Genomic DNA, 24,991 nt, shown 5'->3' on the forward strand with positions numbered 1-24,991 from the left:
ATTATAAAGAAGGAGTCTGGAAAAAGCAATTGTGAAATTGTGCTTGACAACAGGAAAAAGTGTGGTACTATATATGTAAAATAATTATATATAAAAATTTTATATATAAAATAATTACATAAAGAGGTGTGCCTATGTATTATTATCCAGTGTCTGCAGTGCTGACGGAATGCCTGATCCTTTCTGTTGTAGAGCAGCAGGATTCTTACGGATATGAGATCAGCCAGACAGTGAAGATGGTAGCTTCTATCAAGGAATCCACATTGTATCCGATCCTTCGTAGATTGGAGACGGATGGTTATCTGACAACTTATTCAGAGGAATTTCAGGGACGGAAACGTAAATATTATTCCATTACAGAAGACGGACGGAAGCAGCTGGAATATTTGAGGAAAGAGTGGAGAGAATACCGCGATACTATAGACGATATTGTGGAAGGGAGACTTCGAAAATGACAAGAAAAGAGTATATGGAGCAGCTGAAGAAATATCTGAAGCGGCTTCCAAAAGAAGATTATGACAATGCCATTGAGTATTTTTCGGAATACTTCGATGAGGCTGGACCTGAGAATGAACAGCAGGTTATGGAAGAACTGGGACAGCCTAAAGAGGCGGCAAGGGAACTGCTTCTGAACCTTTTACAGGAGAGTGTTGGTGACAGTAAAGACATCACCGAGGAAAAAACAGCAGCTTTGCCGGCAGCAGGTTCATATTACGGAGAGAGCTCCCATGCACATAGCCGGACAGATTCAGGAAACCTGAGTACAACAGGGTACAGTACATCCGCAGGAAAGAAGCGTTCCCCCGGAAAGATCATTCTTCTCGCATTTCTGGTGATCTGTGCATCGCCGGTGAGCATTGCGCTGCTGTTTGCAGGCCTTGCAGTACTGGCAGCAGTGGTGATTGTCATCGCAGCAGTGATCTTTTCCATGGCAGTTACCGGGGTATCAGCAATTGCCGGAGGCATCGTGCTCACAGGTTGCGGCATGACATTGATCGCAAGATCTCTGGCAGCATCCTGCATGATGGTCGGCAGTGGATTTCTGATGGCAGGTGCAGGAATCCTCGTTGGAGTACTTACCATATATATATGTAAATGGTGTGCAATGGGAATCGGCCGTCTGGTTAACAGACTTGTAAGAAAGAAGGTGCATAAAAATGAATAAGATTGCAAAAACAGTGCTGATGACAGGTACAGCACTCTGTGCAGCGGGAGTTGTTCTTTCCACAGCAGGATATTTTGCAGGGGGAAAAGATTTCACATATACTTCAGATCATATGTATGTATCCGGAGGAAATTCTTCCAGTCGTAAAAATCTTACAGTAATGAAAAAAGAACAGATTGATGATTTTACGAAGCTGAATGTGGATTTTGAGGATTTTGATCTGGATATCCGTACCTCAGATGATGACCATTATTATATGGAATATAAGCTTGAGAAAAACGGGAGGAAAAATCCTCTGACCTGGAAGGATAAGGATGGAGAGCTCACGCTTGAGGAGTCTGCAGGCGGCAGTGGAAGTTATTATATAACCTATGATCTGGGGATATTCTCTACACATGCGGATCTGACAGAAAAGAAAGATGCATTGAATACGGTGGTTCTTTATATTCCGGAGAAGGCACAGCTTTCCGAAGCGGAGTTTCAGCTTTCCGACGGGGATCTTGCTGCCGATCAGCTTTTGTGTAAAGAAATGACCCTGGAACTTCTCAATGGAGATCTGATGCTGGATAAGGGCGAGTTCGAAAAGTTTGATGCAAAGCTTTCCGACGGGGATCTGAATGTAAAAGAACTTCAATGTACAGATAACATGCAGCTGAAATCCGGAAACGGAGATGTGACCATAAAAAAGGCAGAGCTTGCAGATGGGCAGATAGTTCTCAGCGACGGAGATATTCAGATAGACAACAGCAGCTTTAACGGAGATATGAAGATCAATAGCTCCTGCGGTGATGTTTCTGTAGAAATGAAGAACGGCAGTGCAGAGAAAACCAATATTTATCTGAAAGCTGCAGACGGAGATGTGGACACGGAGGGGCTTTCCAGGGGAAAAACCGACAATGAGGAAGACACCTCTGTTTATGAGAACAAGGCCGGTGCTTCAGCACCGACTTTAAATGTGGAATGCAGCGATGGGGATATTACATTAACAGAATCTGAAAAATAAAGAATATGAATATCCGCCTGACTATGCATCTGCTTGTAAAAATCCTAAAAAAGAATAAATGAAATTATATGAAGCGCAGGGGTTTTTCCGGAGAAAAATTCCTGCGTTTTTTGGCTGAAATGTATTGACAAATCCCTGTACTATGATATAATTCAATCAAATCACAGAAAGCATATATAGTTACTAGGAAATAAGGAAATGGACATAAAGGAAATAAGGAGGATATCATCATGGGTAAAATTTACGGAAGCGCACTGGAACTGATCGGAAACACACCGCTTGTAGAGGTTAAGAACGTAGAGAAATCTGAGGGACTTGAGGCTACAGTACTTGCCAAGCTTGAGTATTTTAACCCGGCAGGAAGCGTTAAGGACAGAATCGGTAAGGCAATGATCGAGGATGCAGAGCAGAAAGGTGTCCTGAAACCAGGCGCAACCATTATCGAGCCAACATCCGGCAATACAGGAATCGGACTTGCAGCCATCGCAGCTGCCAAGGGCTATAAGACGATCCTTACCATGCCGGAGACCATGAGTGTTGAGAGAAGAAACATCCTGAAGGCATATGGTGCGGAGGTGGTTCTCACAGACGGAGCCAAGGGAATGAAGGGGGCCATTGCCAAGGCAGAAGAGCTTGCCAAGGAGATTCCGGGAAGCTTCATCCCGGGACAGTTTGAGAACCCGGCTAACCCGAAGGCACATGCAGCAACAACAGGTCCTGAGATCTGGAATGACACAGACGGAAAGGTAGACATTTTCGTAGCAGGTGTCGGCACAGGCGGAACGATCACCGGTACAGGTGAGTACCTGAAGAGCCAGAACCCGAATGTGAAGGTAGTTGCTGTTGAGCCTGCAACTTCTCCTGTACTTTCTGAGGGAAAAGCAGGCCCGCATAAGATCCAGGGTATCGGCGCAGGTTTTGTTCCGGACACACTTGACACCAAGGTTTATGACGAGATCATTCCGGTAGAGAACGAGGATGCATTTGAAACATCCAAACTCCTTACCAAGAAAGAGGGAATCCTTACAGGAATTTCCTCCGGTGCAGCTCTCTATGCTGCGATCCAGCTTGCAAAACGCCCGGAGAACAAGGGGAAAGTGATCGTAGCACTTCTTCCGGACAGTGGAGACCGTTACTACTCCACACCACTGTTTACAAAATAATCGATCCGAAGACCGCTTCTTTTGCCCCGAAGCGTGATTCTGCGGGATTATTTACGGCGCTCCTGAATGCCTGTCCAAGCAGGCTGCCGGAGCGCCGGTTTTATTCTTGATTTTATCGAATTAAGTAAGCCCTCTGTGGGGCTGTGGTTACTGTTCACTGGTAAGGTCCCGCGAAAAGCAATAAGCAGTGTGTGGGGACTTGCTTGTATCTTGTAGCTTTTTCAGGTATAATAGAGAAAACAAACAAAACCTATTAACAATATAAAGAATAAAGTCTGCAAAGCAGATTCTGCTTCCTATGAAAGAAGATACAGGAAGCTACCTGTGCATCACAGAGAAGGGTGCCGGTTATGGAATACAGAGGAATATTTCCGGCTGAACAGCTGCACAATAACAGAAAGAGCAAAAGACTATAAATCAGAAGAATACTGAAATATTGGAGGTAAATATTACATGAGGATTTCTACAAGAGGAAGATATGCGCTGAGACTGATGTTGGATCTTGCTACAAACTATACAGGAAAACCGATCCGCCTGAAGGATGTGGCGAAGCGTCAGGAGATCTCCGATAAATATCTGGAGCAGATCATCTCCATTCTGAACAAAGCAGGCTTTGTCCGCAGTGTCCGTGGCCCTCAGGGTGGCTATGCACTGCAGCAGACCCCGGATAAATACACGGTCGGAATGATCCTTCGTCTCACAGAAGGAAGCCTTTCCCCTGTGGAATGTCTGGACGACAACGGAGCCATCTGTGACCGTGAGGAGAACTGCGTCACACAGATTCTCTGGAAAAAGCTGGACGACGCCATCAAAGGTGTGGTAGATCATATAACATTGGAAGACTTGATGAACTGGCAATCCGTGAAGGCGGACGAATATATCATATAAAAAAAGCTGCGCAAGCAGCTTTTTTTATATCACATTTTTTTACTAACATTTTACAAAACCGCGATTTTATATTTTACCTTCCATTCCTATAATAACACCTGTATTTAAGCAGTAAGCAAGTAAAAATGATCATAGAAATGAGGAGAAAAAAATCATGAAAAAAAGAATCGCAGGTATCTTAACAGCAGCACTTATCGGAACTACAGTAATGGGAACCGTTGTAATGGCAGCACCATCCGGAGCGATCGACGTAATTTCCCGTGAGGACGGATCCGGAACACGTGGAGCATTCGTAGAGCTGTTTGGGATCGAAGAAGAAAAAGACGGCGAGAAAGTAGATATGACAACACAGGAAGCAAGCATCACAAACAACACAGATGTAATGCTTACCACAGTAGCAGGCGATGAGAACTCTATCGGATACGTATCCCTTGGTTCCCTCAACGATACAGTAAAAGCAGTAAAGATCGACGGAGCAGAGGCAACAGCAGAGAACGTTGCAGATGATACATACAAGGTAGCACGTCCGTTCAACATCGTAACAGGCGACAAGCTCAGCGATGCAGCACAGGATTTCATCAACTACATCATGAGCTCTGACGGACAGGACATCATCGAAAAAGAAGGCTACATCAAAGTAGATGAAAAAGCAGAGGCATACAAAGCCGGAGATGCAAAAGGCAAAGTCGTAGTTATGGGATCTTCTTCCGTAGGACCTGTAATGGAGAAGCTTGCAGAGGCATATCAGAAAACAAACAAAAACATCACAGTAGAGGTTCAGGTCAGCGACTCCACAACAGGAATCAATAGCGCAACAGAGGGTGTATGTGATATCGGAATGGCATCCCGTGAGCTGAAGGACGAGGAAACAGAGAAAGGTGTTAAAGCTACAGAGATCGCAAAAGATGGTATCGCAGTCATCGTAAACAACGACAATGACCTTGAGGAGCTTTCAAGTGACCAGGTAAAATCCATCTTCACAGGTGATATCACAGACTGGGAGGACGTGACCAAATAAATTCCCAGGTAAAAAACGATTGAAGTATCTTACAAAGAGCGGCGATCATGACAAGGTCAGGAAAGCCGCTCCGTTATATATCAGCACAGTGGATATCCACTGGGACAGAGAGAAAGGTGTCTTATGAATCATTTAGGAGAAAAGGCCATGAAGGTCGTTTTCCTCATTGCGGCCTGTGCATCGGTTCTCGCAGTATTTCTTATTTGTGTGTTCCTTTTTGCAAACGGCCTTCCTGCAATGGGAAAGATCGGTCCCTTAAAATTCCTCTTCGGAACAGAATGGAGACCAACAAACGATAAATTCGGAATCCTGCCAATGATCGTGGCAAGTATTTATGTAACTGCAGGAGCAATCCTTATCGGAGTTCCGATCGCACTTTTTACATCCGTATTTATGGCAAGATATTGCCCGAAAAAAATCTATAAACCACTGAAATCCGGTATTGAGCTTATGGCAGGCGTTCCATCCATCGTATATGGCTATTTTGGTCTGGTTCTCCTGGTACCGCTGATCCGCCAGCTGTTCGGAGGAACCGGAAGCAGTATGCTGGCAGCATGTATCCTTCTGGGAATCATGATCCTTCCGACGATCATCGGAGTTACGGAATCGGCAGTACGAAGCGTTCCGGAAAGCTATTATGAAGGCTCACTTGCACTTGGCGCAACAAAAGAAAGAAGCATTTTCTTTGTTATGCTTCCGGCAGCAAAGTCAGGAATCCTGGCAGGCGTTGTCCTTGGGATCGGACGTGCCATCGGTGAGACCATGGCCGTGATCATGGTAGCCGGAAACCAGCCACGTATGCCGAAGGGACTTCTTCAGGGTGTCCGTACCATGACTGCAAACATCGTAACAGAGATGGGATATGCATCAGGACTTCACAGAGAAGCACTGATCGCAACAGGAGTTGTACTCTTTGTATTTATCCTGATCATCAACTTAAGTCTTTCACTGCTGAACAGGAGGGCGGAGTATGCAAACTAACGTATCTGTAGCCGCAGATCCTGCGGCAGAAGCAAACATGAAAAAAAGAAATACACTTACCATAGGAGACCAGCTGAAGTCCTATGCGAAACATCCCGGTGCAGGAGTCCTGGCATTTCTCACACTGCTGGGAGCAGTGATCACTTTTGCACTGCTGTTCTTCCTGATCGGCTATGTGCTTGTAAAAGGTATTCCCTATCTGAATGCAAGTCTGTTCAGCCTTACCTATACCTCAGAGAACGTTTCCCTTCTCCCGTCACTGATCAATACCCTGATCATGACACTGGTATCTCTGGCGATTGCCGCTCCGGTAGGAATCTTTGCAGCAATCTTCCTTGTGGAATATGCAAAAAAAGGCAGCCGCTTTGTAAAGCTGATCCGTATTACCGCAGAGACACTTTCCGGCATTCCATCCATCGTATATGGTCTGTTCGGTATGCTGTTCTTTGTAACTGCGCTGCACTGGGGCATGTCTCTTCTTTCCGGTGCCCTGACCATGGTGATCATGGTACTTCCCCTGATCATGCGTACCGCTGAGGAAGCGCTGAAATCCGTTCCGGATTCTTACCGTGAGGCAAGCTTCGGACTTGGAGCAGGCAAGCTCCGTACTATTTTTACTATCGTACTTCCCTCCGCAGTTCCCGGAATCCTGGCAGGTGTGATCCTGGCCATCGGACGTGTGGTAGGTGAGACAGCGGCACTTCTTTATACCTCCGGTACTGTTGCGGCAGTTCCAAACAGCCTGATGGGTTCCGGACGTACCCTGGCACTTCACATGTATGTGCTTTCCAGTGAGGGACTTCATGTAAACCAGGCATCTGCAACAGCAGTAGTCATTCTGGCATTTGTACTTGTTATCAACGGACTGTCCGGTCTGGTAGCCAGAAAAATTGCGAAAGGATAATGATCGATCATGAGTGAAAATACAAAAATTTCAATTGATAATATGAATCTCCATTACGGAAGCTTTCATGCCCTGAAGGGAATCAATATGGAGATCCCGGAAAAAGAGATCACAGCATTTATCGGACCAAGCGGCTGTGGTAAATCCACACTTCTGAAATCCTTAAACCGTATGAACGACCTTGTGGAAGGCTGTACCATCACAGGAAAGGTAGAGCTTGACGGGGAAGATATTTACGGAGATATGGACGTGAATCTTCTGCGTAAACGTGTTGGCATGGTATTTCAGAAGCCCAATCCGTTCCCAATGAGCATCTATGATAACATTGCATACGGCCCGAGGACTCACGGTATCCGTTCCAAGGCAAAGCTGGACGAGATCGTGGAAAAATCTCTCCGTGATGCGGCCATCTGGGATGAGGTCAAGGACCGTCTGAAAAAAAGTGCTCTTGGAATGTCAGGCGGACAGCAGCAGCGTCTCTGCATTGCCCGCGCCCTGGCAGTACAGCCGGAGGTGCTTCTTATGGATGAGCCCACATCTGCCCTGGACCCGATCTCCACTTCCAAGATCGAGGATCTGGCAGTAGAGCTTAAAAAGGATTACACCATTGTCATGGTCACACATAACATGCAGCAGGCAACCCGTATCTCCGACAAGACAGCATTTTTCCTTCTTGGTGAGGTTGTGGAATTTGTGGATACAGACAAGCTGTTCTCCATGCCGGCAGATAAGCGTACAGAGGATTATATTACAGGAAGGTTTGGTTGATATTATGTCAGAACGTTTTGTAAGACAGCTGGAAGAGCTTCACGTGGAACTGATCACCATGGGAAGTCTCTGCGAAAAAGCAATTTCACTTTCTGCCAAAGCTATTCAGGGTGAAGGCGGGATGACTCTCATTGGAAAGATCTTTGAGACGGAAAAAGAGATCGATGCACAGGAAAGAGAGATCGAAAATCTCTGCATGAAGCTTCTTCTTCATGAGCATCCGGTAGCCGGAGATCTGCGATCCATTTCCGCAGCGCTGAAGATGATCTCCGATATGGAACGCATCGGTGACCAGGCAGCAGATATTGCGGATCTGTCCAAGCATATCGAGGACAAAGCAGTTACCGGAGATATCATTAATATCCGGAAGATGGCAGAGGATACTGTCCGGATGGTTACAGAAAGCATCGATGCCTTTGTAAAGGGTGATCTTGAGCTTTGCAGAAAGGTTATTGACGATGATGATAAGGTGGACGATGCCTTCAATGATATTAAGGAAAAGCTGGCCGAGGTTCTGAATAACGGAAAGCCGGATGCAAGCATCGGTCTGGATATCCTTATGGCTGCAAAATATTTCGAGCGTATCGGTGATCACGCTGTGAACATTGCAGAGTGGGTGGAATATTCCATCACAGGAAACCACAGAAGCGGTTCCAGCCATACAGATAACTATTTTGTTGAGGAATAGAAATAAGTAAGAGCAGATTGCAAAGAGTTGCATTATTGTAAAAAAGTGCTGTGGTATTGAAAGAATATCACAGCACTTTTTCTTTAATATTTATCAAACATATTCTGAACCTGTTCGATGTCATTGGTTACAGTTAAGATCAATCTTAACAATGTAGCTGCTTTCTGAGGAGCAAGATCGTTTCCTCTTGCAATATTTCCGATAAAGTAATCATCCTGTGTAATAACACCGGAACCAATTCGAGAACACCGAACTACAGGAATGCCTGTTTCTGCCAGCTCATCAATTTTATTGTTCCACTGTTCGCTGTAGCAACCGGATCCTGCTCCGGCAATGACAATGCCCTGTACGCCGCTCTCTTTGTAATAATCCAGAATTTCAGGATCTGCGTCAATTGTGAAATAGGCAACTCCTACTTTAGGAAGTTCCTTTAAGCTGGATACATCAAATTCGGTTTCGGTGGTATGACATTTGACAGAATCGTTATAGAAATAAGGTACACCATCTACCATATATCCCATTCCGCCAAAGTCTTTAGAGTCAAAAGCATCTGTCTGACAGGTGCTGATTTTTTGAACATCACGTCCCCCGTAAATGCCATCAGAGAATACTACCATGACACCTTTTCCCTTAGCCTGTTCATTGGCAGCGAGAGCGATAGACTGGTAAAGATTCATGGGGCCATCTGCAGAAGTGGCTGTAGAAGGTCTCATAGCACCAGTCATAACAACTGGCTTATCTGTTTTCACAGTAAGATTTAGAAAATAAGAGCTTTCATCCAGAGTGTCTGTTCCGTGTGTGATTACAAAACCGTCAATATTTTCATCCTGAGCTAATTCATTGATCGTATTAGCAATGGTGATCCAGTTTTCGTCGGTGATATCGTCAGAGCCTACATTACATACCTGGATACCACGGACATTGGCAATATCGGTTACTCCAGCAGCGCTATCCACAAGTGTTCCTACATCTAGCTGTCCGGCGGTATAATTGGTAGCTTTTCCTGCAGTTCCTGATCCGGCGATAGTACCGCCTGTTGCTAAAACTGCTACAGTAGGGAGATCTTCTTTTTCATTGTTGGAAACAGTTACGGAAAGACCACTTTTTGTTTCATAAAAAGAATATTCATCGCTTGTCTGACTGCTATTTTTGGATTTTTCTTCCTGTTCTTGTGCAAATATCATGGTTGGTGTTATGGTGCTGATCATAGCTGCGGCAGTTATGGCTGCCAGAAATTTGTATGATTTCATAAGCATTAACCTCTTTCATCGTTAGTTTTGAGTTGCTATATAAAGATTGTGCACAGATCTTTATTTTTAAAGTATTAAAATGTATTTAATACAATTATGTGTAAAATTATATGGAATGTCAATGGGCATTGTATATTTCGGCATAATATAAAAAAATATAAGATAAAAATTGTATAAAATACACATATAAATATATTTAACAAGAAAACACTGGATGAAAATAAAAGATAGTATAGGAAAAATAATTGACGCATGATAATAAATGTATTAGTATGTATTATTGATGAGATATAAACAATCACAAAAAGAGGTAAAAATGAAAAAGGCAGTATTATTTGATTTTGATGGTGTGATCGCAGATACGGAAATGAAGACACTTGCTTATACAGAGGAGCTGTTTTTTAAGTACGGTGCAGTTTTGAGTATGGAAGAAAAAATTTCATATATAGGAACAGATGGAAAAGAACCAACAAGAAAATTGCTTGAAAAAAACGGGATCTGCAAAACAGCAGAGGAATTTCTGGAAGAAAGAAGGACACTTGGTAATGTATATGAAAACAGTCAGGATCTGAAGCCTATGGAAGGACTGGTAGAATTTCTCGTCTGGCTGAAAACGGCAGGGTATAAAATTGGCATTGTATCATCTACCAGCACCAGACTTATTGTAACGGCGTTAAATCGGATGAAGCTTATGAGCTTTCCGGAGGTTCTGATCTGCGGTGATATGGTAACAAAGAAAAAACCCAGCCCGGAGGGATACAGGAAAGCAATGGAGTATCTGGAAGTCATGCCGGAAGAAACGGTGATCATAGAGGATTCTCCTTCCGGAATCCGGGCAGGAAAAGCAGCAGGAGCTTATGTGATAGGATATAAAGGAGCTGAAGTACAGCAAGATACTACAGGAGCAGATACCTTGTGGAAGGATTATGCTCTTTTTGAAGAAAAATGGAAAAAGATACAGTGAGTATGGATAGCTGTTAGGAAAAAATCCCCGGGGGTTTCAAAATTGCCCCCGGGGATTTTTTGCTGTTGACTATGTTGGTATTTAGACGATCAATTTGTATTTATCTCCTATACACAGCTGCAGAGAAAGCTGTGTATAGGCAGAAGTTGAGTCATGTATAATGCTGTCGATCCGAAGAAGAGGGTAACCCTTTGTGATTCCCAGTATTTTGGCATTTCTTGAAGAAGCAAAGGTAATGTCAATGGTTTTGGAAGAATGATCAAAGACAATATTATGCTTATTTTTCAAGAGCTCATATAAAGATGTATTATTCAGATTTTCACTGAACAGAAAACTGAAGGACTCGGGAAATTTATTGATCTCCAGAAGCATAGGTTTATCATCCGCATAGCGAATACGTTCTATTACTAAAATTTTTTCGGTTTCATCAAGTCCCATTAATTCTGCTTCATTAGGAGTTGGATCTTCAATGGCAATTTTTATGGTTTTTGCTCCGGGTTTTTTGTTCATGCGCTGGCACATTTGAGAAAAGCTTACAACAGCAGGAGAAAGAGAACGTTGCATTTTTTTTTCTGCGATAAAGGTTCCTTTTCCTGATTTCTTCTCCAGGTATCCCTGGCTGTCCAGTGCAGCAAGGGCTTTTCTTACAGTAACACGACTGACATGATATTGTTCGCTTAGTTCATTTTCTGTCGGGAGTTTACTGCCGGGAGTAAGTGTTCCACTGGTGATCTTGTCTAGGATCAGTTCTTCAAGCTGTTTATAAAGTGGTGTGGCTATGGCATTATCAAGTTCCATTTAATGAAAACTCCTTTCCGATAAATAAAAAACAGATATTGTGATCTGATTTTATAGTTAAATACTTTTTTGTACATATATGATAATACATTTGAAACTATTTGTATATGTAGATTTGTTCTTTTTAAACAAAAAAAGAAAAAAATATTGAAAAATAAAATACAAACTTTTATGATTTCAATATGACAATATAATACAGAGAATGAGTTGGATGATATTGATAAATGCATCTATGAGTGCATTTATAAGTGCGAAAAAGAGATATTTCGAAACATAGTATGTATTATAATGTATTTTTATTGTGCAGATACAACAAAAAACAATAGGGAAAATTGTAAAATTAAGCGAAAAAAACAAATGGGATTGACAAAGAAGTTTCATGGATATACTATTGTAGCAGATACAAAGTAATACATATTAAACGTGAGATATGAAATTACAATTGTATGTACTACTAATAAAGACATGCGCATGATCTTTAGGTACTATCAAAACAAATGAAAATTGGGAGGTAGAGTTTATGTTTTGGATAGAACTTTTGATCGTCCTGGCGATTATTTTTGTGGGTGTTCGCCTTAGTGGACCGTTTTTAGCATTTGCAGGTGGAATTGGAATGCTGATTATGACATTTGGTCTTCATGTAAAACCGTCAGATCCACCTGTAACTGTAATTTTAATTATGATCGCAGTAATCTGTGCAGCCGGAATGATGCAGTCTTGCGGAGGACTTGATTATCTTGTAAGATTGCTGAGAAAATCCTTCGTAAAAACCCGAAAATGGTAACTGTTCTGGCGCCGATCGTTGCTTACATTTTCACTTTTATGTGCGGAACAGGACATATTATTTACAGCCTTCTTCCGGTTATCAATGAAATTTCTATTGAAACAGGAGTTCGTCCGGAAAGACCGATTTCCGCATCTATTATTTCATCACAGCAGGCAATCACAGCGTGTCCGATTTCGGCAGCGACTGTCAGTGTACTGGCGTTTCTTGCAGAATCACAGTACACATCTGTAAATATTTTCACATTGCTTCTGGTATGTGTTCCGGCAACTCTGATCGGTACAGTTGCAGCAGCATTTTCTGTTCTGAAAAAAGGTAAAGAACTGAAGGACGATCCGGAGTTTCAGAGAAGAGTTGCAGCTGGTGAGATTGAAGATCTTGCAAAAAAAACATTAGAGGGAAACGAAAAAGAAACAAAATTCCAGGCAACAAAAGAGGCAAAGATTTCCGTAGCAATCTTTCTTATCGCAATGGTTGGAATTGTATTACTTGGTGCAGTAAAATCTCTTGTTCCGGTATTTGCAGATGAAACAAGCCTTCCGCTGACATCAGTTATTGAGATTTTCATGCTGGTTGCAGCAGCACTTATGGTTCTTCTTACAAAAACAGACAGTAACAAGCTTCTGGATCAGCCAGTATTTCGTACAGGTATGTTTGCAGTAGTTCTGGCCTTTGGTCTTTGTTGGCTGGTAAATACATTCATCGCAGATCAGTCTTCCTTTATTACAGATAATATGTCTGCGCTGACAAATCAGCATCCATGGATCTATATTGTTGCAGTGTTTATTGTAGGAGCTATTACAACCAGTCAGTCATCCACTACTATGATCATGGTTCCGATCGGAATTGCACTTGGTCTTCCGGTGAATATTATTGTAGCTGGCTGGATCGCATGCTCATCCAACTATTTTATTCCTGCTTCTGGCCAGTGTGTAGCAGCTATTGCTTTTGATTCAGCAGGTACTACAAAAATCGGTAAATTTGTCCTGAATCACAGCTACATGCTTCCGGGTCTTGTTTGTACCGTAGTTTCTGTAGTAGTAGCAATTGCACTTGGAGCAGTAATTTTCTGATTTAATTGATTGGATAGTCGGAGATTTTTATAATCCTGACTTTGTGTAGTGTTTTCCCTTCTTTATGATCCGACTATCCAATATAAGAGAAGTGTTTTCAAAGCATCATAGAGAATATAGGAGGAAAAAATGAAATTTGCACCAATGAATTATCATTATTTGAGATATCCTCTGAAGAAATTTCTGGACAAGGTAGAGCAGTCAGTATTTAACAGTATTGATCTGTATTGTAGTGCACCACAGTTTAACATATTTGATTATTCTCTTTTTTCATTACTTGAATTGGAAAAGGAGATCAGGAGAAGAAACCTAAGTGTTATGGCAATGACACCGGAGAATTGTACATACCCGGTTAATTTCTGCACACAGGACAGAGGAACACGTGAGTCCAGTATTCGTTATTATCAGCGAGCTATTGATACGGCTGAATTTCTTGGCTGTCACAAAGTTCAGATCAGTACCGGATTTGGATATTTCGATCAGTCACCGGAAGAGGCATGGAAGTATTGCAGGGATTCTTTGCAACAGTTGGGGGCTTATTGTGAGAAAAAGAATGTGGAACTGATGCTGGAGGAGTTGAAGGTAACAACAACGAATGTACTGATAAAAAGTTCAGATCTGAAACGAATGATAGAAGAAACAGGTTCATCTCACATACATGGTATGGTAGATCTGGATCAGATGACCTATGCCGAAGAAAGTATAGATAACTATATGGATAATTTAGGTGCTCAGCTTGTTCATGTGCATTTTAACGATCGGGGACATACAGTTCCCGGAGACGGAGATTTTCCAATGAAAAAGCATTATGAGGATCTGAAGCGCAGAGGATATGAGGGGACAATTTCTTTTGAAATATGTGACCGTCGTTATTACTGTGATCCGGATAAGGTAATTGATGACATTACAGAATGGCTTAGGAGCAACACAACCGAATTAAGTTAATAAGGTGGATATCTATCCACTTTATATAGAAACTAAAAAGTCAAGATTAAGAAGAAAAGGAGAACAAACATGGGATACAGAAGTACAGATATTAAAAACATTATTGCAGAGATCATTGAGGACAAAAAAGAAAAAGGAGGAGTAAAATCTTTATATTTTGTAGGCTGCGGCGGTTCTCTCGGAGCACTTTATCCTGCAAAAACATTCATGGAGACAGAAAGTGCAGATATTAAATGTGCACTGATCAGCAGTAACGAATTTGTACATTGCACACCGAAGGATTTTGGTGAGAATTCTATCATCTGCCTTTCCTGCCATAAAGGAAACACACCGGAAACAATTGCAGCTGCAAAGCTTGGTAAAGAGATGGGAGCTTCCGTTATCATTCTTACATGGCTGGCAGAGTCTGAGATCGTAGAGTTTGGTGACTATATTGTTCAGTATGAGTTTGATGCAAGCCCGGATCATCTGGAAGGAAATATTGATTATGCAGGTGAGAAAACAATGTGTGCACTTCTTGTTGCAGTAGAAACTTTACAGCAGACTGCAGGATATGAGAATTATGACAAATTCTATGCAGGCGTTGGAATGATCAGCAATATTATCAAAAATGCAAGAAAGCACGTAAAAGAGAGAGCACTGGCATTTGCTGAAGAGTATAAAGATGATACTGTTATTTATACAATGGGAAGCGGCGCAGGTTATGGCGCAGCATATATGGAAAGTATCTGTATTTTTATGGAGATGCAGTGGCTGGATTCCAGCAGCATTCACACAGGTGAATTTTTCCATGGACCATTTGAGATCACAGATGCAAATCGCGCATTTATGATCCAGATTTCCGAGGGAACTACAAGAGAACTTGATGAGAGAGCATTAAAATTCCTGAACAAATATGGAAAACGTATTGAAGTTCTGGATGCAAAAGAGCTCGGATTATCTACTATTGATGCATCTGTAGTGGATTATTTCAATCATTCTCTGTTCAACAACGTGTACCCAATCTACAATCATGAGCTGGCTGAGAAACGTGAGCATCCGCTTCCAACCCGTCGCTATATGTGGAAAGTAGAGTACTAATCAGAGAAAGCCGGGGTGTGGTACAGATGAAGGATTTCAGGATCATCGCAATAGGCGATAACGTATGTGATAAATATCTTTCCAGGGGAAAAATGTATCCAGGTGGACAGTGCGTAAATACCTGTGCATTTTCCGGAATGAATGGTGCTAAAACAGCATATCTTGGAAAATTTGGAAACGATGAGGTTGCGAAATGTGTACAGGATACATTGAAAGAGCTGAAAATTGACTATAGCCATTGCAGATATTTTGAAGGAGAAAACGGTTTTGCCCTTGTCACATTAAAAGGAAATGATCGTGTATTTCTCGGATCAAATAAAGGCGGGATCGCCAAGGAACATGCCTTTGATTTTACAGAAGAGGACATGGAATATATAAAAGGATTTCAGCTTATTTACACGAATCTGAATTCTTATATTGAAGAAGAACTTTCCATATTAGAAGAAACCGGTGTACCGATTGCCTATGATTTTTCTACAAGATGGACAGATGAATACCTTAAAAAGATATGTCCGTATGTAACGGTGGCAATCATGTCCTGCGCACATCTGAGTTCAGAGAAACGGGAAGAAGAGATGAAAAAAGCACAGGCAGCCGGAGTTAAGATCGTTCTTGGTACAATTGGAGAAGATGGCTCATGGGTGCTTTATAAAGATAATTTCTATTATACAAAAGCTATATATGCAGAAAATGCTATTGATACCATGGGCGCCGGAGACAGTTACTTCTCTGCTTTCTTAAGCTCCCTGCTGGAAACTTCAAAGGATGGAAGCCTTATTGAGGAAAGCGATGAGAAAATGAAAGAACGTCTGTTAACCGCAATGAATAAGGGTGCTGCTTTTTCCGCAAAGGTATGTGCAATGGAAGGTGCTTTTGGCTATGGAGTTCCGATTGAAGGAAAGACAGAACTGTAAAAACATGTATGAAAGGGGATTTATACAATGAAACCAGATATGTATGAAAATAATGGAGAAGGTATTCTCTGCGTTTACAAAAATGAAAAATGGCTTGTATGTATCAAGAATTGGAAACCAGATAATGATATTGAAGGAATCGCACATCTCGAGATCCATCATTCCACAGACGAACAGTTTATTTTGGCAGCCGGGAAAGCAATTCTTATTACAGCAGAGCGTAAAGATGGTAAATTTGATATTGAACTTACATTAATGGAGCAGGGTAAAGTTTACAATGTACCAAAGGAAGTATGGTTCTATTCTATTACTCAGAAAGATACTAAGATGATGTATGTACAGGATTCTAATTGCTCTATGGATAACAGCGATTTTATGGATCTGACTGCAGAAGAGGTGACGTATATTCAGGAAAATGCAAAAAAACTTTTTGCAAAATAAACAAGGATAAAACAGAGCCAGTATCTGATCGTTTATGAAAAGACAGGGAGAATGTGCCTTTTGTTTAAGCACATTCTCCCTGTTTTTTATGATAGGAGGAAATTTACAAGGATTTAACTTTTTCCGGATAATTATTTTTACATTGCTTTTGTAAAATGCTATATAGATTTCGGAGAAAGGAAAGGGCTGAGCTTTGAGTAAAAAAATATTTAAGTATATCATGCTGGTTTCATCACTGATCACAGTACTGGGACTGGCATTTGTCGTGGGGATCCTTTATCACTATTTTCAGGGACAGCTGATGGGTGAGCTGAAGAAAGAAGCCGTGTATATTTCCAGAGGTGTGGAAAGTACCGGGACAGATTATCTGAAGAAGCTGAATGATGAGGATTCCAGGATCACTTATGTGGATGAAAGTGGAAAAGTTATCTACGACAATGAGGCAAATGTGGAAAGCATGGATAATCACGGACATCGCAAGGAGATCCGTGAAGCAGAGATCAACGGAGAAGGTGCGGATGAAAGAATGTCATCCACGCTTTCCGAAAAAACAATGTATTATGCAGTACGCCTTGAAAATGGCAATGTGCTGAGAGTTTCCAGTAACCAGGCTTCTGTATGGATGTTGCTCCTGCAGCTGCTTCCGCCTTTTGCTGCAGTTCTGATACTTATGCTGCTCCTATCCGGCGTATTTGCATCCAGGCTTTCCGGGAAGGTTGTGGAACCTCTTAATGGGCTTGATCTGGAGCATCCGGAGGAGAATGATGCCTATGATGAGGTACAGCCGCTTCTCAGCAAGATCAGCAGACAGAGCCGGCAGATCCGTCTGCAGCTTGAGGCAGCCAGAAGACAGCAGAAAGAATTTTCTATTATCACGGAGAACATGCAGGAGGGACTTCTTGTGATCGACCGTTATACCATGGTACTTTCTGTCAACTCCAGTGTGGGAAAGCTTCTTAAGGTAAAGGAGATCAAAACAGGAGAAAGTGTATATCTTCTGAACCGCTCGGAGGAGTTTCGAGGTGTCGTTGGGCAGGTCCTTGAAGGAAAGCATGAGAACAAGATCCTTCGTCTGGATGGCAGTGAGATTCAGGTGATCGCCAATCCGGTCACAAGAGAAAACAAGACAGAAGGTGCGGTGATTCTTCTGGTGGACGTAACTGAAAAAGTAGAACGGGAACAGCTGCGCAGAGAATTTTCCGCCAATGTTTCCCACGAGCTGAAAACACCGCTGACTTCTATTTCCGGCTTTGCAGAGATCATGCAGGACGGATTTGTGAAGGATGAAGATGTGAAAGTTTTTGCAGGGCGTATCTATAAAGAGGCGCAGAGACTGATCCGTCTGGTTGGAGATGTGATCCGGATCTCCCGTCTGGATGAAGGCGGCCTTCCCTATCAGTGGGAAGAACTGGATCTTTACAGTATGGTTCACGATATTTTTTCCACCTTACATGAAGCTGCCGGGAAGCAGGAAGTGCATATGTATATGGAAGGTGGAAGTACCGTGCTGGAAACCGTGCCGACGATTATGGAAGAAGTTCTCTACAATGTCTGTGATAATGCTATCAAATATAACCATCAGAGTGGAGAAGTTTTTGTACGGCTGAAGGATGAAGGAGACGTAGTTCGTGTAAATGTGCGGGATACGGGAATCGGTATTCCGAAAGAAGATCAGGAACGCATCTTTGAGCGTTTTTACCGGGTGGATAAAAGTCACTCCAAGGAAATCGGAGGAACCGGTCTTGGCCTTTCCATTGTGAAGCACGGGGTAAAAACTCTGAACGGCAGGCTGTGGCTGAACAGTGAGCCGGGACAGGGAACCGAGATCATTATGGAATTTCCGAAACATCATATGGAAAATAAAGAGGCAGCAGAGTAAAAATGCTGCTTCTTTTTGTATCAGGCTGGAGAACCGGCTTCCCAGTTTGACAGACCGGATGGCTTATGCTATCTTAAGTAGTAATAATTCGAAATACAAGACGGGAAAGCGGATTAGTAGTCCGCTTTCTGTATTATAACCGGTTCGGAATACTTCCGGACGACTATACTGAGGGGAATAAAAAGATGATACAGGCAATTATTTTACTGGTGTTCCTGATCTTTCTGAACTCTGTTTTCGCAGGTGCGGAAATGGCGGTTCTGTCCATGAATGAAGCAAAGATGAGGGAACTGGCGGAAGAGGGAGATCACCGGGCGCAGATTTTGATAAAGCTCACAGAACAGCCGGCACATTTTATGACGGCGATCCGTATAACGGTAACTACGGCAGGATTTCTGCAGAGCGCTTTTGCGGCGGAATATTTTGCACAGCCCATGACTGCGGCGCTGATAAAGGCGGGGATAGATGTACCACAAAATGTTCTGAAAATCGTATGCATGATCATTGTGACCATACTGCTTTCTTATGTAAGTCTTCTGTTTGGGGAACTGGTGCCAAGACGTCTGGGAATGAAAAATCCGGATGAGTTATCTCTGCGTCTGGCAGGACTTCTTAAGACCGCGATGATCGCAGTCTGGCCGGCTACCGCGCTTCTGACAGTAACTGCCAATGGCGTGCTGTATCTGATGGGAATCAAACCGGAAGAAAAAGAGGAGCAGGCCACAGAGGAAGAGATCCGTATGCTGCTTACAGAGGGAAATGAACAGGGCAGCATCCAGCAGGAAGAAAGCGAGATGATCCAGAATGTTTTTGACCTGGATGATACTGCGGCAGATGAGATCTGTACACACAGAAGAGATGTGGTTGTCCTCTATATGGAAGACTCCGATGAGGAATGGGAACGGATCATCAGAGAGAACCGTCACACCTTTTATCCGGTATGCGGGGAAGACCAAGATGATATTATCCATATTCTGGACACCAGAGATTATTTCCGCCTGGATGACAGATCCAGAGAAGCTGTTCTGCAGCATGCCTGTTATTCACCGTTTTTTGTACCGGAATCCATGCGTGCCAACCTGATCTTCCGGGAAATGAGGGAAAAACGGGATTATTTTGCAGTAGTGCTGGATGAATACGGCTGCTTTGTGGGAATTGTCACTCTGCATGATCTTGTGGAGACGCTGGTGGGAGATATTGACGACAGGACAGATCTGCCGAAGCCGGATGATATTGAGAAGACAGGAGAACATATCTGGAAAATACAGGGAGGAGCGATCCTGGATGATGTGGCAGAGGTCATAAATGTGGAGCTTCCTGTAGAAAAATATGATACTTTCAGCGGCTTTGTCTGCGGAGTTCTGGAACGTGTACCGGAGGACGGAGAACAGTTCCGATGCAGCTGGAAAAACCTGGATATTGTGGTAAATCAGGTCAGAAACCATACCGTTGTGGAGGGAATCGTTCATGTTCAGCCAGAGAAAAAAGTGCAGGAACAGAAAGAAGAGATCTGACAAAACCTTGTTCAGCCAGGTCATGGGACAGTTATCGGGAGAAAGATCTCCGGGGATTTATGGACATTTTTGAACATGTTGTTGCTTGAAAGTATGTTATTTTTATGACATAATAAGGAAATAACCCGAGGAAAGCTTGTGATGGGGGAGAGAAAATGCCAGGTTTTACAAGACAGATCATACTGCATACACTGACGGAACTTATGAACGAAAAACCATTGTCCAAGATTACGGTAAAGGACATTGTGGAACGCTGTGGAGTAAACAGGAATACATTTTACTACCATTTCAGGGATATTCCGGATGCAGTGGAAGCAATGGTAAGGGAAGAGCTGAATGACATTCTGAAGGATCAGAAAGCACCGGAATCAGTCAGCGACTGTATGGAAATCCTTGTCAATGCAGTTCAGAAGAACAAAAAAGCCATGATACATCTGTACCGCTCGATCCAGAGGGATGTATTTGCCGATTATCTGGATCATGCCGCAGAGCGTGTGGTGGAGGAGCTGATCAACAGGGCGGTCGGAGACTTCGAAATGGATCAGGAAGATAGGCATCTTATAAGCCGGTATTATAAATGCGTATTTGTGGGAGTGATCCTGGACTGGCTACGGCATGATATGGATTATGATATCCTGTCAGATATGCATAAGCTGGAGTATATTTACGAGAAGAGCCTTGAGAGTCAGTACAAAAATCTGAAAGAAAAGCTATGATTTCAACTAAATGAAGATTAAAAATATCCATTTAGTGTAGAACAGGAATGTCCTCGAATATTATTAAGGTATAGAAACGGTTAATTTTGAGCTGGTGTCTGAAATTTAGGCACTGGCTCTTTTTTGTCTGTTTTTTTAAACGACACAGTGATGTATAATTCAGTACAATAAATGAGAAAAAATTATCAAGGAGGGAACGTATGGATGACCTGAAACAGCTGAAGCTTGTAAAAAACATCTACATCGTCATGTCATTACTGTTCTGTGTGCTGGGTATTTTTCTGATGGCGAAGCCGAAAAGTTCTGTAAAAATGCTGTGCGTGCTCATGGGAATCATGCTGATCCTGTACGGAGCTATTAAGATCAGCGGATATTTCACGAGAGATGCTTTCTGTCTGGCATTTCAGTTCGATCTGGCTTTCGGAATCCTGCTGATGGCAGTGGGAGTGATCCTGATAGCCAGAAAAAATTTCGCAGTGGATCTTATTTTTTCCGTGTTCGGAATCCTGATCCTGGCAGATGCCCTGTTTAAGATCCAGATGTCTGTAGATGCGAAGAGATTCGGTCTGGCGTTGTGGTGGCAGATCCTGCTGATCGCACTGGTCACCGGAGTGATCGGAGTTCTGGTTTTTATCAGACCATTTGAAGCAGCAGCTATGATGATGGTGTTGGTAGGATTTTCCATTTTACTGGAAGGGATCCTCAATCTATGGGTCGGGATCCTGACGATCAAGATCATCAAGAGTCGGCTTTAAACATAAACATAAAAATAACCAATCACTTTAGATAATAACATAGGAGGAAATAGAGTATGGGAATCGTAGACAAAGCAAAACAGGCAGCGATCGCAGCTACCGTAACAAAAGCACTGGATTATCTTGAGAAGGATCCGGAGACAAACATACCGAAGATCATGGAAATGGTTGATAAAGTAACACCGGATGGCTGGTATGCAGGACAGAGAAATGCGATCCGTCATTCCATCGAGGCAAAGGACAACTGGTATCAGCTGATCCTTCGTATGTATCAGCTGGATGCCGGCGTACGCCAGACATTTTTCCGCAACTTTATTGTAAATGCCAGTCTTAAGGGAAGCGCAACGCAGGAAAAGGTATCAGAAGAGAATGACTGCAATGTACCGTGGGCAATTCTTCTTGATCCTACCAGCGCATGTAACCTTCATTGCACAGGATGCTGGGCAGCAGAGTATGGCCACAAGCTGAATCTGGATCTTGAGACCATCGATTCTATCGTAAAACAGGGTAAAGAACTGGGAACCTATATGTACATCTACACAGGCGGTGAGCCACTGGTCCGCAAAAAGGATCTCATTAAGATCTGTGAGATGAATCCGGACTGCGAGTTCCTTTCCTTCACAAACGGAACTCTTATTGACGAAGAATTTTGTCAGGAAATGCTCCGTGTGAAAAACTTCGTTCCGGCTATCAGCCTTGAGGGAACAGAGGCAACTACAGACGGACGTCGTGGTGATGGTGTATATCAGAAGGTTATGCACGCCATGGAGCTTCTGAAGAGCCACGGCCTTCCGTTCGGTGTTTCCACATGCTACACATCCGCAAACGTAGATGCAGTAAGCAGTGAGGAGTATTTTGATCATCTGATCGAGTGCGGAGCTTATTTTGCATGGTTCTTCCACTATATGCCGGTTGGAAATGATGCAGCAGCAGATCTCCTCCCCACACCGGAGCAGAGAATCAAAATGTACGACAGCGTCCGCAGATTCCGTGCCACAAAATCTCTCTTCACTATGGACTTCCAGAACGATGCAGAGTATGTAGGCGGATGTATCGCAGGTGGCCGTCGTTACCTCCATATCAATGCAAACGGAGACGTGGATCCTTGCGTATTCATTCATTTCTCCAATGCGAACATTAAAGAATGTACACTCCTTGAGGCGCTGAAGAGCCCGATCTTTATGGAGTATCACAAAGGTCAGCCGTTCAACAAAAACATGCTTCGTCCATGTCCGATGCTTGAAAATCCTGAGCTTCTCCGCAAGATGGTTGAGCGTGCAGGAGCGAAATCTACAGATCTTCAGTCTCCGGAAACAGCGGAGCATCTCTGTGCAAAATGTGATCACTATGCAGAGGTATGGAAGAAACAGGCCGATGAGCTCTGGAGTGAGAGCCAGGCAAAAAAAGCTGCAAAAAAATCAACAACTTGTTAATTAACACTTGATATAGATGTTGGGATACTGTATAATGAACCCGTTTTTCAGGAGTCTGAAATAACAGTTCAGATAAGAGTGTCGAAACAGAAGAGACACGATACGTGTACTGACAGATAACAGGGCGGTTATATTCAGCAGTGGGTATAACTGCCTTCTTTTTTATGTTATCGTCAGGACATAGGGAAAGAAAGGATGGATTCATTATGGAAAAACAGGAGAAAAACACAGCCAGCCCTTATGAGCTGGACGGACGCCCACCTCTTAAGGTGGCAATTCCCCTTGGACTGCAGCACGTGCTTGCCATGTTTGTGGGTAATCTTACCCCGCTTCTGATCATCACAGCTGCCTGCGGGATCGAAGCAGGAGGGGATCTTCAGGTTGCATTACTTCAGAATGCAATGCTGATCGCAGGAATTGTTACACTTGTACAGGTCTTTACGATCGGACCGGTCGGTGGCAAGCTTCCTATCGTTATGGGAACAAGTTCAGGCTTCATCGGCGTATGTCAGAGCGTTGCCGGAGTCATGGGAAATGGTATCGTTGCCTATGGTTCAATCATGGCAGCCTGCTTTATCGGCGGTCTTTTTGAGACTGTTCTGGGAAGCTTTCTGAAGCCCTTGAGAAAATTTTTCCCATCTGTTGTAACAGGTACGGTTGTACTTTCAATCGGTCTTTCACTGATCGGTGTGGGAATCAGCTCTTTCGGTGGCGGAAGCTCCGCAAAGGATTACGGTTCTCTTGAAAACCTTTTCGTAGGCTTTGTAGTTCTGATCGTGATCATTGTACTGAAGCATGGAACAAAAGGCTTCACAAGCTTTTCTTCAATCCTCATCGGTATTATCGTGGGATACATTCTGGTAAGTATCATGGCTATGGTACTTCCTACAACATTTACATATGTAGATGACACAGGTGCTACTGTGGAGGCTACAAAGGCCTGGGTTCTCAACTGGGACAAGGTTGCTCAGGCAAAATGGTTTGCGGTACCGGCACTGATGCCTGTAAAATGGGTGTTTGACGCACGTGCGATCGTGCCGATCCTGATCATGTTTATTGTAACTGCAGTTGAAACAGTTGGTGATATTTCCGGAATCACAGAGGGTGGTCTTGGAAGAGAGGCTACAGACAAAGAGCTTTCCGGTGGTGTTATGTGTGACGGACTTGGATCTTCCTTCGCAGCACTGTTCGGTGTGCTCCCGAACACATCCTTCAGCCAGAACGTTGGTCTGGTTGCAATGAATAAGGTTGTAAACCGTTTTTGTATCGCTACAGGAGGAATTTTCCTGATCGCATGCGGACTGTTCCCGAAGCTTGCAGCACTGATCTCCATCATGCCGCAGAGCGTTCTGGGCGGCGCTGCAGTTATGATGTTCTCATCCATTGTTGTCAGCGGTATCCAGTTAATCACCAAGTGGCCGATCGGACCGAGAAATGTTACGATCGTTTCCGTAGCACTTGGTCTTGGTTATGGACTTGGCTCCAATACAGCGATCCTGGTGCATCTGCCACAGGCGATCAGCCTGATCTTCGGCGGTTCCGGTATTGTTCCGGCAGCGGTATTTGCGATTATTCTTAATATTGTTCTTCCGAAGGATGAGAAGAGTGAGATTGAGAGAGCTGAGGAGATGCTGGAGAAGGTTAAGAATAAATAAAAAAGTGTAAGAATAAAAAGAGTTTTTTTCTTTTTTGAGACTGTTGGACTTTATTGGTCTGACGGTCTCTTTTTTTATAATTTTTTATTTTTTTATTTTTAGGATAAAGGTTCGGCCTTTTGGAAGGCGGTAATTTGCGAGAAGGGGAAGCACTCGGAGTTGCGAAGGCCGTCTCCCCTTCTCGCGCTCTTCCCCTCCTGGCCACGCCGCTG

The 24,991-nt window shown here is 43.2% G+C and carries 24 protein-coding genes and 1 pseudogene; 22 read left to right on the plus strand and 3 right to left on the minus strand.

Going from position 1 to position 24,991, the window contains the following annotated elements:
• Positions 1-134: 134 nt before the first annotated feature.
• The 10 genes from EAI83_RS12405 to phoU all read left to right on the plus strand — a co-directional run bounded on the left by EAI83_RS12405 (position 135) and on the right by phoU (position 8,578).
• On the plus strand, positions 135-455 hold the full coding sequence (locus EAI83_RS12405) for a PadR family transcriptional regulator (RefSeq protein WP_015526294.1): 321 nt from the start codon (positions 135-137) through the stop codon (positions 453-455).
• Entirely contained in the window at positions 452-1,165 is a 714-nt protein-coding gene (locus tag EAI83_RS12410; protein WP_059086665.1) for a DUF1700 domain-containing protein, read from the plus strand. Before EAI83_RS12405 ends, EAI83_RS12410 begins: the two co-directional genes overlap by 4 nt.
• Positions 1,158-2,168: a DUF4097 family beta strand repeat-containing protein gene (locus tag EAI83_RS12415; RefSeq protein ID WP_129975561.1), complete on the plus strand. Its 1,011-nt coding sequence runs from the start codon at positions 1,158-1,160 to the stop codon at positions 2,166-2,168. Before EAI83_RS12410 ends, EAI83_RS12415 begins: the two co-directional genes overlap by 8 nt.
• 230 nt (positions 2,169-2,398) lie before the next feature.
• Positions 2,399-3,331 (plus strand): cysteine synthase A, encoded by a 933-nt coding sequence (cysK, locus tag EAI83_RS12420; protein ID WP_015526291.1) that lies wholly within the window; start codon positions 2,399-2,401, stop codon positions 3,329-3,331.
• A 453-nt stretch (positions 3,332-3,784) separates the two neighbouring features.
• Complete coding sequence (locus tag EAI83_RS12425) at positions 3,785-4,219, plus strand: RrF2 family transcriptional regulator (protein WP_114001811.1); 435 nt, start codon at positions 3,785-3,787, stop codon at positions 4,217-4,219.
• A 154-nt stretch (positions 4,220-4,373) separates the two neighbouring features.
• Positions 4,374-5,237, plus strand: a complete 864-nt coding sequence (locus EAI83_RS12430; protein ID WP_021652475.1) for a substrate-binding domain-containing protein — start codon at positions 4,374-4,376, stop codon at positions 5,235-5,237.
• 123 nt (positions 5,238-5,360) lie between these two features.
• A complete protein-coding gene (pstC, locus tag EAI83_RS12435; protein WP_021652474.1) occupies positions 5,361-6,218 on the plus strand; it encodes a phosphate ABC transporter permease subunit PstC in 858 nt (285 codons plus the stop codon).
• Positions 6,208-7,122 (plus strand): phosphate ABC transporter permease PstA, encoded by a 915-nt coding sequence (gene pstA / locus EAI83_RS12440; RefSeq protein WP_021652473.1) that lies wholly within the window; start codon positions 6,208-6,210, stop codon positions 7,120-7,122. The genes pstC and pstA overlap by 11 nt, the downstream gene beginning before the upstream one ends.
• Positions 7,123-7,131: 9 nt before the next feature.
• Positions 7,132-7,890 carry a phosphate ABC transporter ATP-binding protein PstB gene (gene pstB / locus EAI83_RS12445; protein WP_129975563.1) on the plus strand — a complete coding sequence of 253 codons (759 nt, stop codon included), beginning with the start codon at positions 7,132-7,134 and terminating at the stop codon, positions 7,888-7,890.
• Positions 7,891-7,894: 4 nt separating this feature from the next.
• Entirely contained in the window at positions 7,895-8,578 is a 684-nt protein-coding gene (phoU, locus tag EAI83_RS12450) for a phosphate signaling complex protein PhoU (RefSeq protein ID WP_015526283.1), read from the plus strand.
• 83 nt (positions 8,579-8,661) lie between these two features.
• Here phoU and EAI83_RS12455 read toward each other — a convergent pair whose 3' ends face one another.
• Positions 8,662-9,828, minus strand: coding sequence for an asparaginase (locus EAI83_RS12455; RefSeq protein WP_243113495.1), 1,167 nt, complete (start codon positions 9,826-9,828; stop codon positions 8,662-8,664).
• Between the two features lie 316 nt (positions 9,829-10,144).
• Between EAI83_RS12455 and EAI83_RS12460 the strand changes: the two genes are divergently transcribed.
• Positions 10,145-10,792, plus strand: a complete 648-nt coding sequence (locus EAI83_RS12460) for an HAD family hydrolase (RefSeq protein WP_161206373.1) — start codon at positions 10,145-10,147, stop codon at positions 10,790-10,792.
• Between the two features lie 81 nt (positions 10,793-10,873).
• Here the strand turns inward: EAI83_RS12460 and EAI83_RS12465 are convergent, their stop codons facing one another.
• On the minus strand, positions 10,874-11,590 hold the full coding sequence (locus EAI83_RS12465; protein WP_118609096.1) for a GntR family transcriptional regulator: 717 nt from the start codon (positions 11,588-11,590) through the stop codon (positions 10,874-10,876).
• A gap of 520 nt (positions 11,591-12,110) precedes the next feature.
• On the opposite strand from EAI83_RS12465, the pseudogene EAI83_RS12470 reads away from it, so the two are divergent.
• The 11 genes and pseudogenes from EAI83_RS12470 (at position 12,111) to EAI83_RS12520 (ending at position 24,779) form a co-directional block, all read left to right on the plus strand.
• Positions 12,111-13,447: pseudogene (locus tag EAI83_RS12470) on the plus strand (anaerobic C4-dicarboxylate transporter family protein).
• Between the two features lie 129 nt (positions 13,448-13,576).
• Positions 13,577-14,392: a sugar phosphate isomerase/epimerase family protein gene (locus EAI83_RS12475; protein WP_118512702.1), complete on the plus strand. Its 816-nt coding sequence runs from the start codon at positions 13,577-13,579 to the stop codon at positions 14,390-14,392.
• Positions 14,393-14,461: 69 nt separating this feature from the next.
• Complete coding sequence (locus tag EAI83_RS12480; protein WP_118512701.1) at positions 14,462-15,472, plus strand: SIS domain-containing protein; 1,011 nt, start codon at positions 14,462-14,464, stop codon at positions 15,470-15,472.
• Positions 15,473-15,498: 26 nt separating this feature from the next.
• Positions 15,499-16,386 carry a fructoselysine 6-kinase gene (locus EAI83_RS12485; RefSeq protein WP_118512771.1) on the plus strand — a complete coding sequence of 296 codons (888 nt, stop codon included), beginning with the start codon at positions 15,499-15,501 and terminating at the stop codon, positions 16,384-16,386.
• A 27-nt stretch (positions 16,387-16,413) separates the two neighbouring features.
• Entirely contained in the window at positions 16,414-16,827 is a 414-nt protein-coding gene (locus EAI83_RS12490) for a cupin (protein WP_129975567.1), read from the plus strand.
• 193 nt (positions 16,828-17,020) lie between these two features.
• Complete coding sequence (locus EAI83_RS12495) at positions 17,021-18,706, plus strand: sensor histidine kinase (protein ID WP_330547798.1); 1,686 nt, start codon at positions 17,021-17,023, stop codon at positions 18,704-18,706.
• Positions 18,707-18,891: 185 nt separating this feature from the next.
• Entirely contained in the window at positions 18,892-20,220 is a 1,329-nt protein-coding gene (locus tag EAI83_RS12500) for a hemolysin family protein (protein WP_243113496.1), read from the plus strand.
• Between the two features lie 155 nt (positions 20,221-20,375).
• On the plus strand, positions 20,376-20,936 hold the full coding sequence (locus EAI83_RS12505; protein ID WP_129975571.1) for a TetR/AcrR family transcriptional regulator C-terminal domain-containing protein: 561 nt from the start codon (positions 20,376-20,378) through the stop codon (positions 20,934-20,936).
• Between the two features lie 200 nt (positions 20,937-21,136).
• Entirely contained in the window at positions 21,137-21,691 is a 555-nt protein-coding gene (locus tag EAI83_RS12510; RefSeq protein WP_129975573.1) for an HdeD family acid-resistance protein, read from the plus strand.
• A 56-nt stretch (positions 21,692-21,747) separates the two neighbouring features.
• Positions 21,748-23,124: a radical SAM protein gene (locus EAI83_RS12515; protein ID WP_021652466.1), complete on the plus strand. Its 1,377-nt coding sequence runs from the start codon at positions 21,748-21,750 to the stop codon at positions 23,122-23,124.
• Positions 23,125-23,330: 206 nt separating this feature from the next.
• On the plus strand, positions 23,331-24,779 hold the full coding sequence (locus EAI83_RS12520) for a uracil-xanthine permease family protein (RefSeq protein ID WP_118752848.1): 1,449 nt from the start codon (positions 23,331-23,333) through the stop codon (positions 24,777-24,779).
• Here the strand turns inward: EAI83_RS12520 and EAI83_RS17415 are convergent.
• Positions 24,766-24,991 (minus strand): hypothetical protein (locus EAI83_RS17415; RefSeq protein WP_205164726.1); only part of this gene is annotated, 226 nt, incomplete at its 5' end. The two genes, EAI83_RS12520 and EAI83_RS17415, sit on opposite strands and share 14 nt — an antisense overlap.

The organism is Blautia sp. aa_0143 (assembly GCF_004167315.1).
Taxonomy (GTDB): Bacteria; Bacillota; Clostridia; order Lachnospirales; family Lachnospiraceae; genus Blautia_A; species Blautia_A fusiformis.

What these genes read in the sequence shown, in the direction of transcription:
- phoU (WP_015526283.1), top strand. Translation starts at nt 7,895, where the DNA reads ATGTCAGAACGTTTTGTAAGACAGCTGGAAGAGCTTCACGTGGAACTG.
- pstA (WP_021652473.1), top strand. Translation starts at nt 6,208, where the DNA reads ATGCAAACTAACGTATCTGTAGCCGCAGATCCTGCGGCAGAAGCAAAC.
- EAI83_RS12505 (WP_129975571.1), top strand. Translation starts at nt 20,376, where the DNA reads ATGCCAGGTTTTACAAGACAGATCATACTGCATACACTGACGGAACTT.
- EAI83_RS12465 (WP_118609096.1), bottom strand. Translation starts at nt 11,590, where the DNA reads ATGGAACTTGATAATGCCATAGCCACACCACTTTATAAACAGCTTGAA.
- EAI83_RS12410 (WP_059086665.1), top strand. Translation starts at nt 452, where the DNA reads ATGACAAGAAAAGAGTATATGGAGCAGCTGAAGAAATATCTGAAGCGG.
- pstB (WP_129975563.1), top strand. Translation starts at nt 7,132, where the DNA reads ATGAGTGAAAATACAAAAATTTCAATTGATAATATGAATCTCCATTAC.
- EAI83_RS12480 (WP_118512701.1), top strand. Translation starts at nt 14,462, where the DNA reads ATGGGATACAGAAGTACAGATATTAAAAACATTATTGCAGAGATCATT.
- EAI83_RS12415 (WP_129975561.1), top strand. Translation starts at nt 1,158, where the DNA reads ATGAATAAGATTGCAAAAACAGTGCTGATGACAGGTACAGCACTCTGT.
- EAI83_RS12515 (WP_021652466.1), top strand. Translation starts at nt 21,748, where the DNA reads ATGGGAATCGTAGACAAAGCAAAACAGGCAGCGATCGCAGCTACCGTA.
- cysK (WP_015526291.1), top strand. Translation starts at nt 2,399, where the DNA reads ATGGGTAAAATTTACGGAAGCGCACTGGAACTGATCGGAAACACACCG.
- EAI83_RS12510 (WP_129975573.1), top strand. Translation starts at nt 21,137, where the DNA reads ATGGATGACCTGAAACAGCTGAAGCTTGTAAAAAACATCTACATCGTC.
- EAI83_RS12490 (WP_129975567.1), top strand. Translation starts at nt 16,414, where the DNA reads ATGAAACCAGATATGTATGAAAATAATGGAGAAGGTATTCTCTGCGTT.
- EAI83_RS12520 (WP_118752848.1), top strand. Translation starts at nt 23,331, where the DNA reads ATGGAAAAACAGGAGAAAAACACAGCCAGCCCTTATGAGCTGGACGGA.
- EAI83_RS12430 (WP_021652475.1), top strand. Translation starts at nt 4,374, where the DNA reads ATGAAAAAAAGAATCGCAGGTATCTTAACAGCAGCACTTATCGGAACT.
- pstC (WP_021652474.1), top strand. Translation starts at nt 5,361, where the DNA reads ATGAATCATTTAGGAGAAAAGGCCATGAAGGTCGTTTTCCTCATTGCG.
- EAI83_RS12425 (WP_114001811.1), top strand. Translation starts at nt 3,785, where the DNA reads ATGAGGATTTCTACAAGAGGAAGATATGCGCTGAGACTGATGTTGGAT.
- EAI83_RS12475 (WP_118512702.1), top strand. Translation starts at nt 13,577, where the DNA reads ATGAAATTTGCACCAATGAATTATCATTATTTGAGATATCCTCTGAAG.
- EAI83_RS12460 (WP_161206373.1), top strand. Translation starts at nt 10,145, where the DNA reads ATGAAAAAGGCAGTATTATTTGATTTTGATGGTGTGATCGCAGATACG.
- EAI83_RS12405 (WP_015526294.1), top strand. Translation starts at nt 135, where the DNA reads ATGTATTATTATCCAGTGTCTGCAGTGCTGACGGAATGCCTGATCCTT.
- EAI83_RS12485 (WP_118512771.1), top strand. Translation starts at nt 15,499, where the DNA reads ATGAAGGATTTCAGGATCATCGCAATAGGCGATAACGTATGTGATAAA.
- EAI83_RS12500 (WP_243113496.1), top strand. Translation starts at nt 18,892, where the DNA reads ATGATACAGGCAATTATTTTACTGGTGTTCCTGATCTTTCTGAACTCT.
- EAI83_RS12455 (WP_243113495.1), bottom strand. Translation starts at nt 9,828, where the DNA reads ATGAAATCATACAAATTTCTGGCAGCCATAACTGCCGCAGCTATGATC.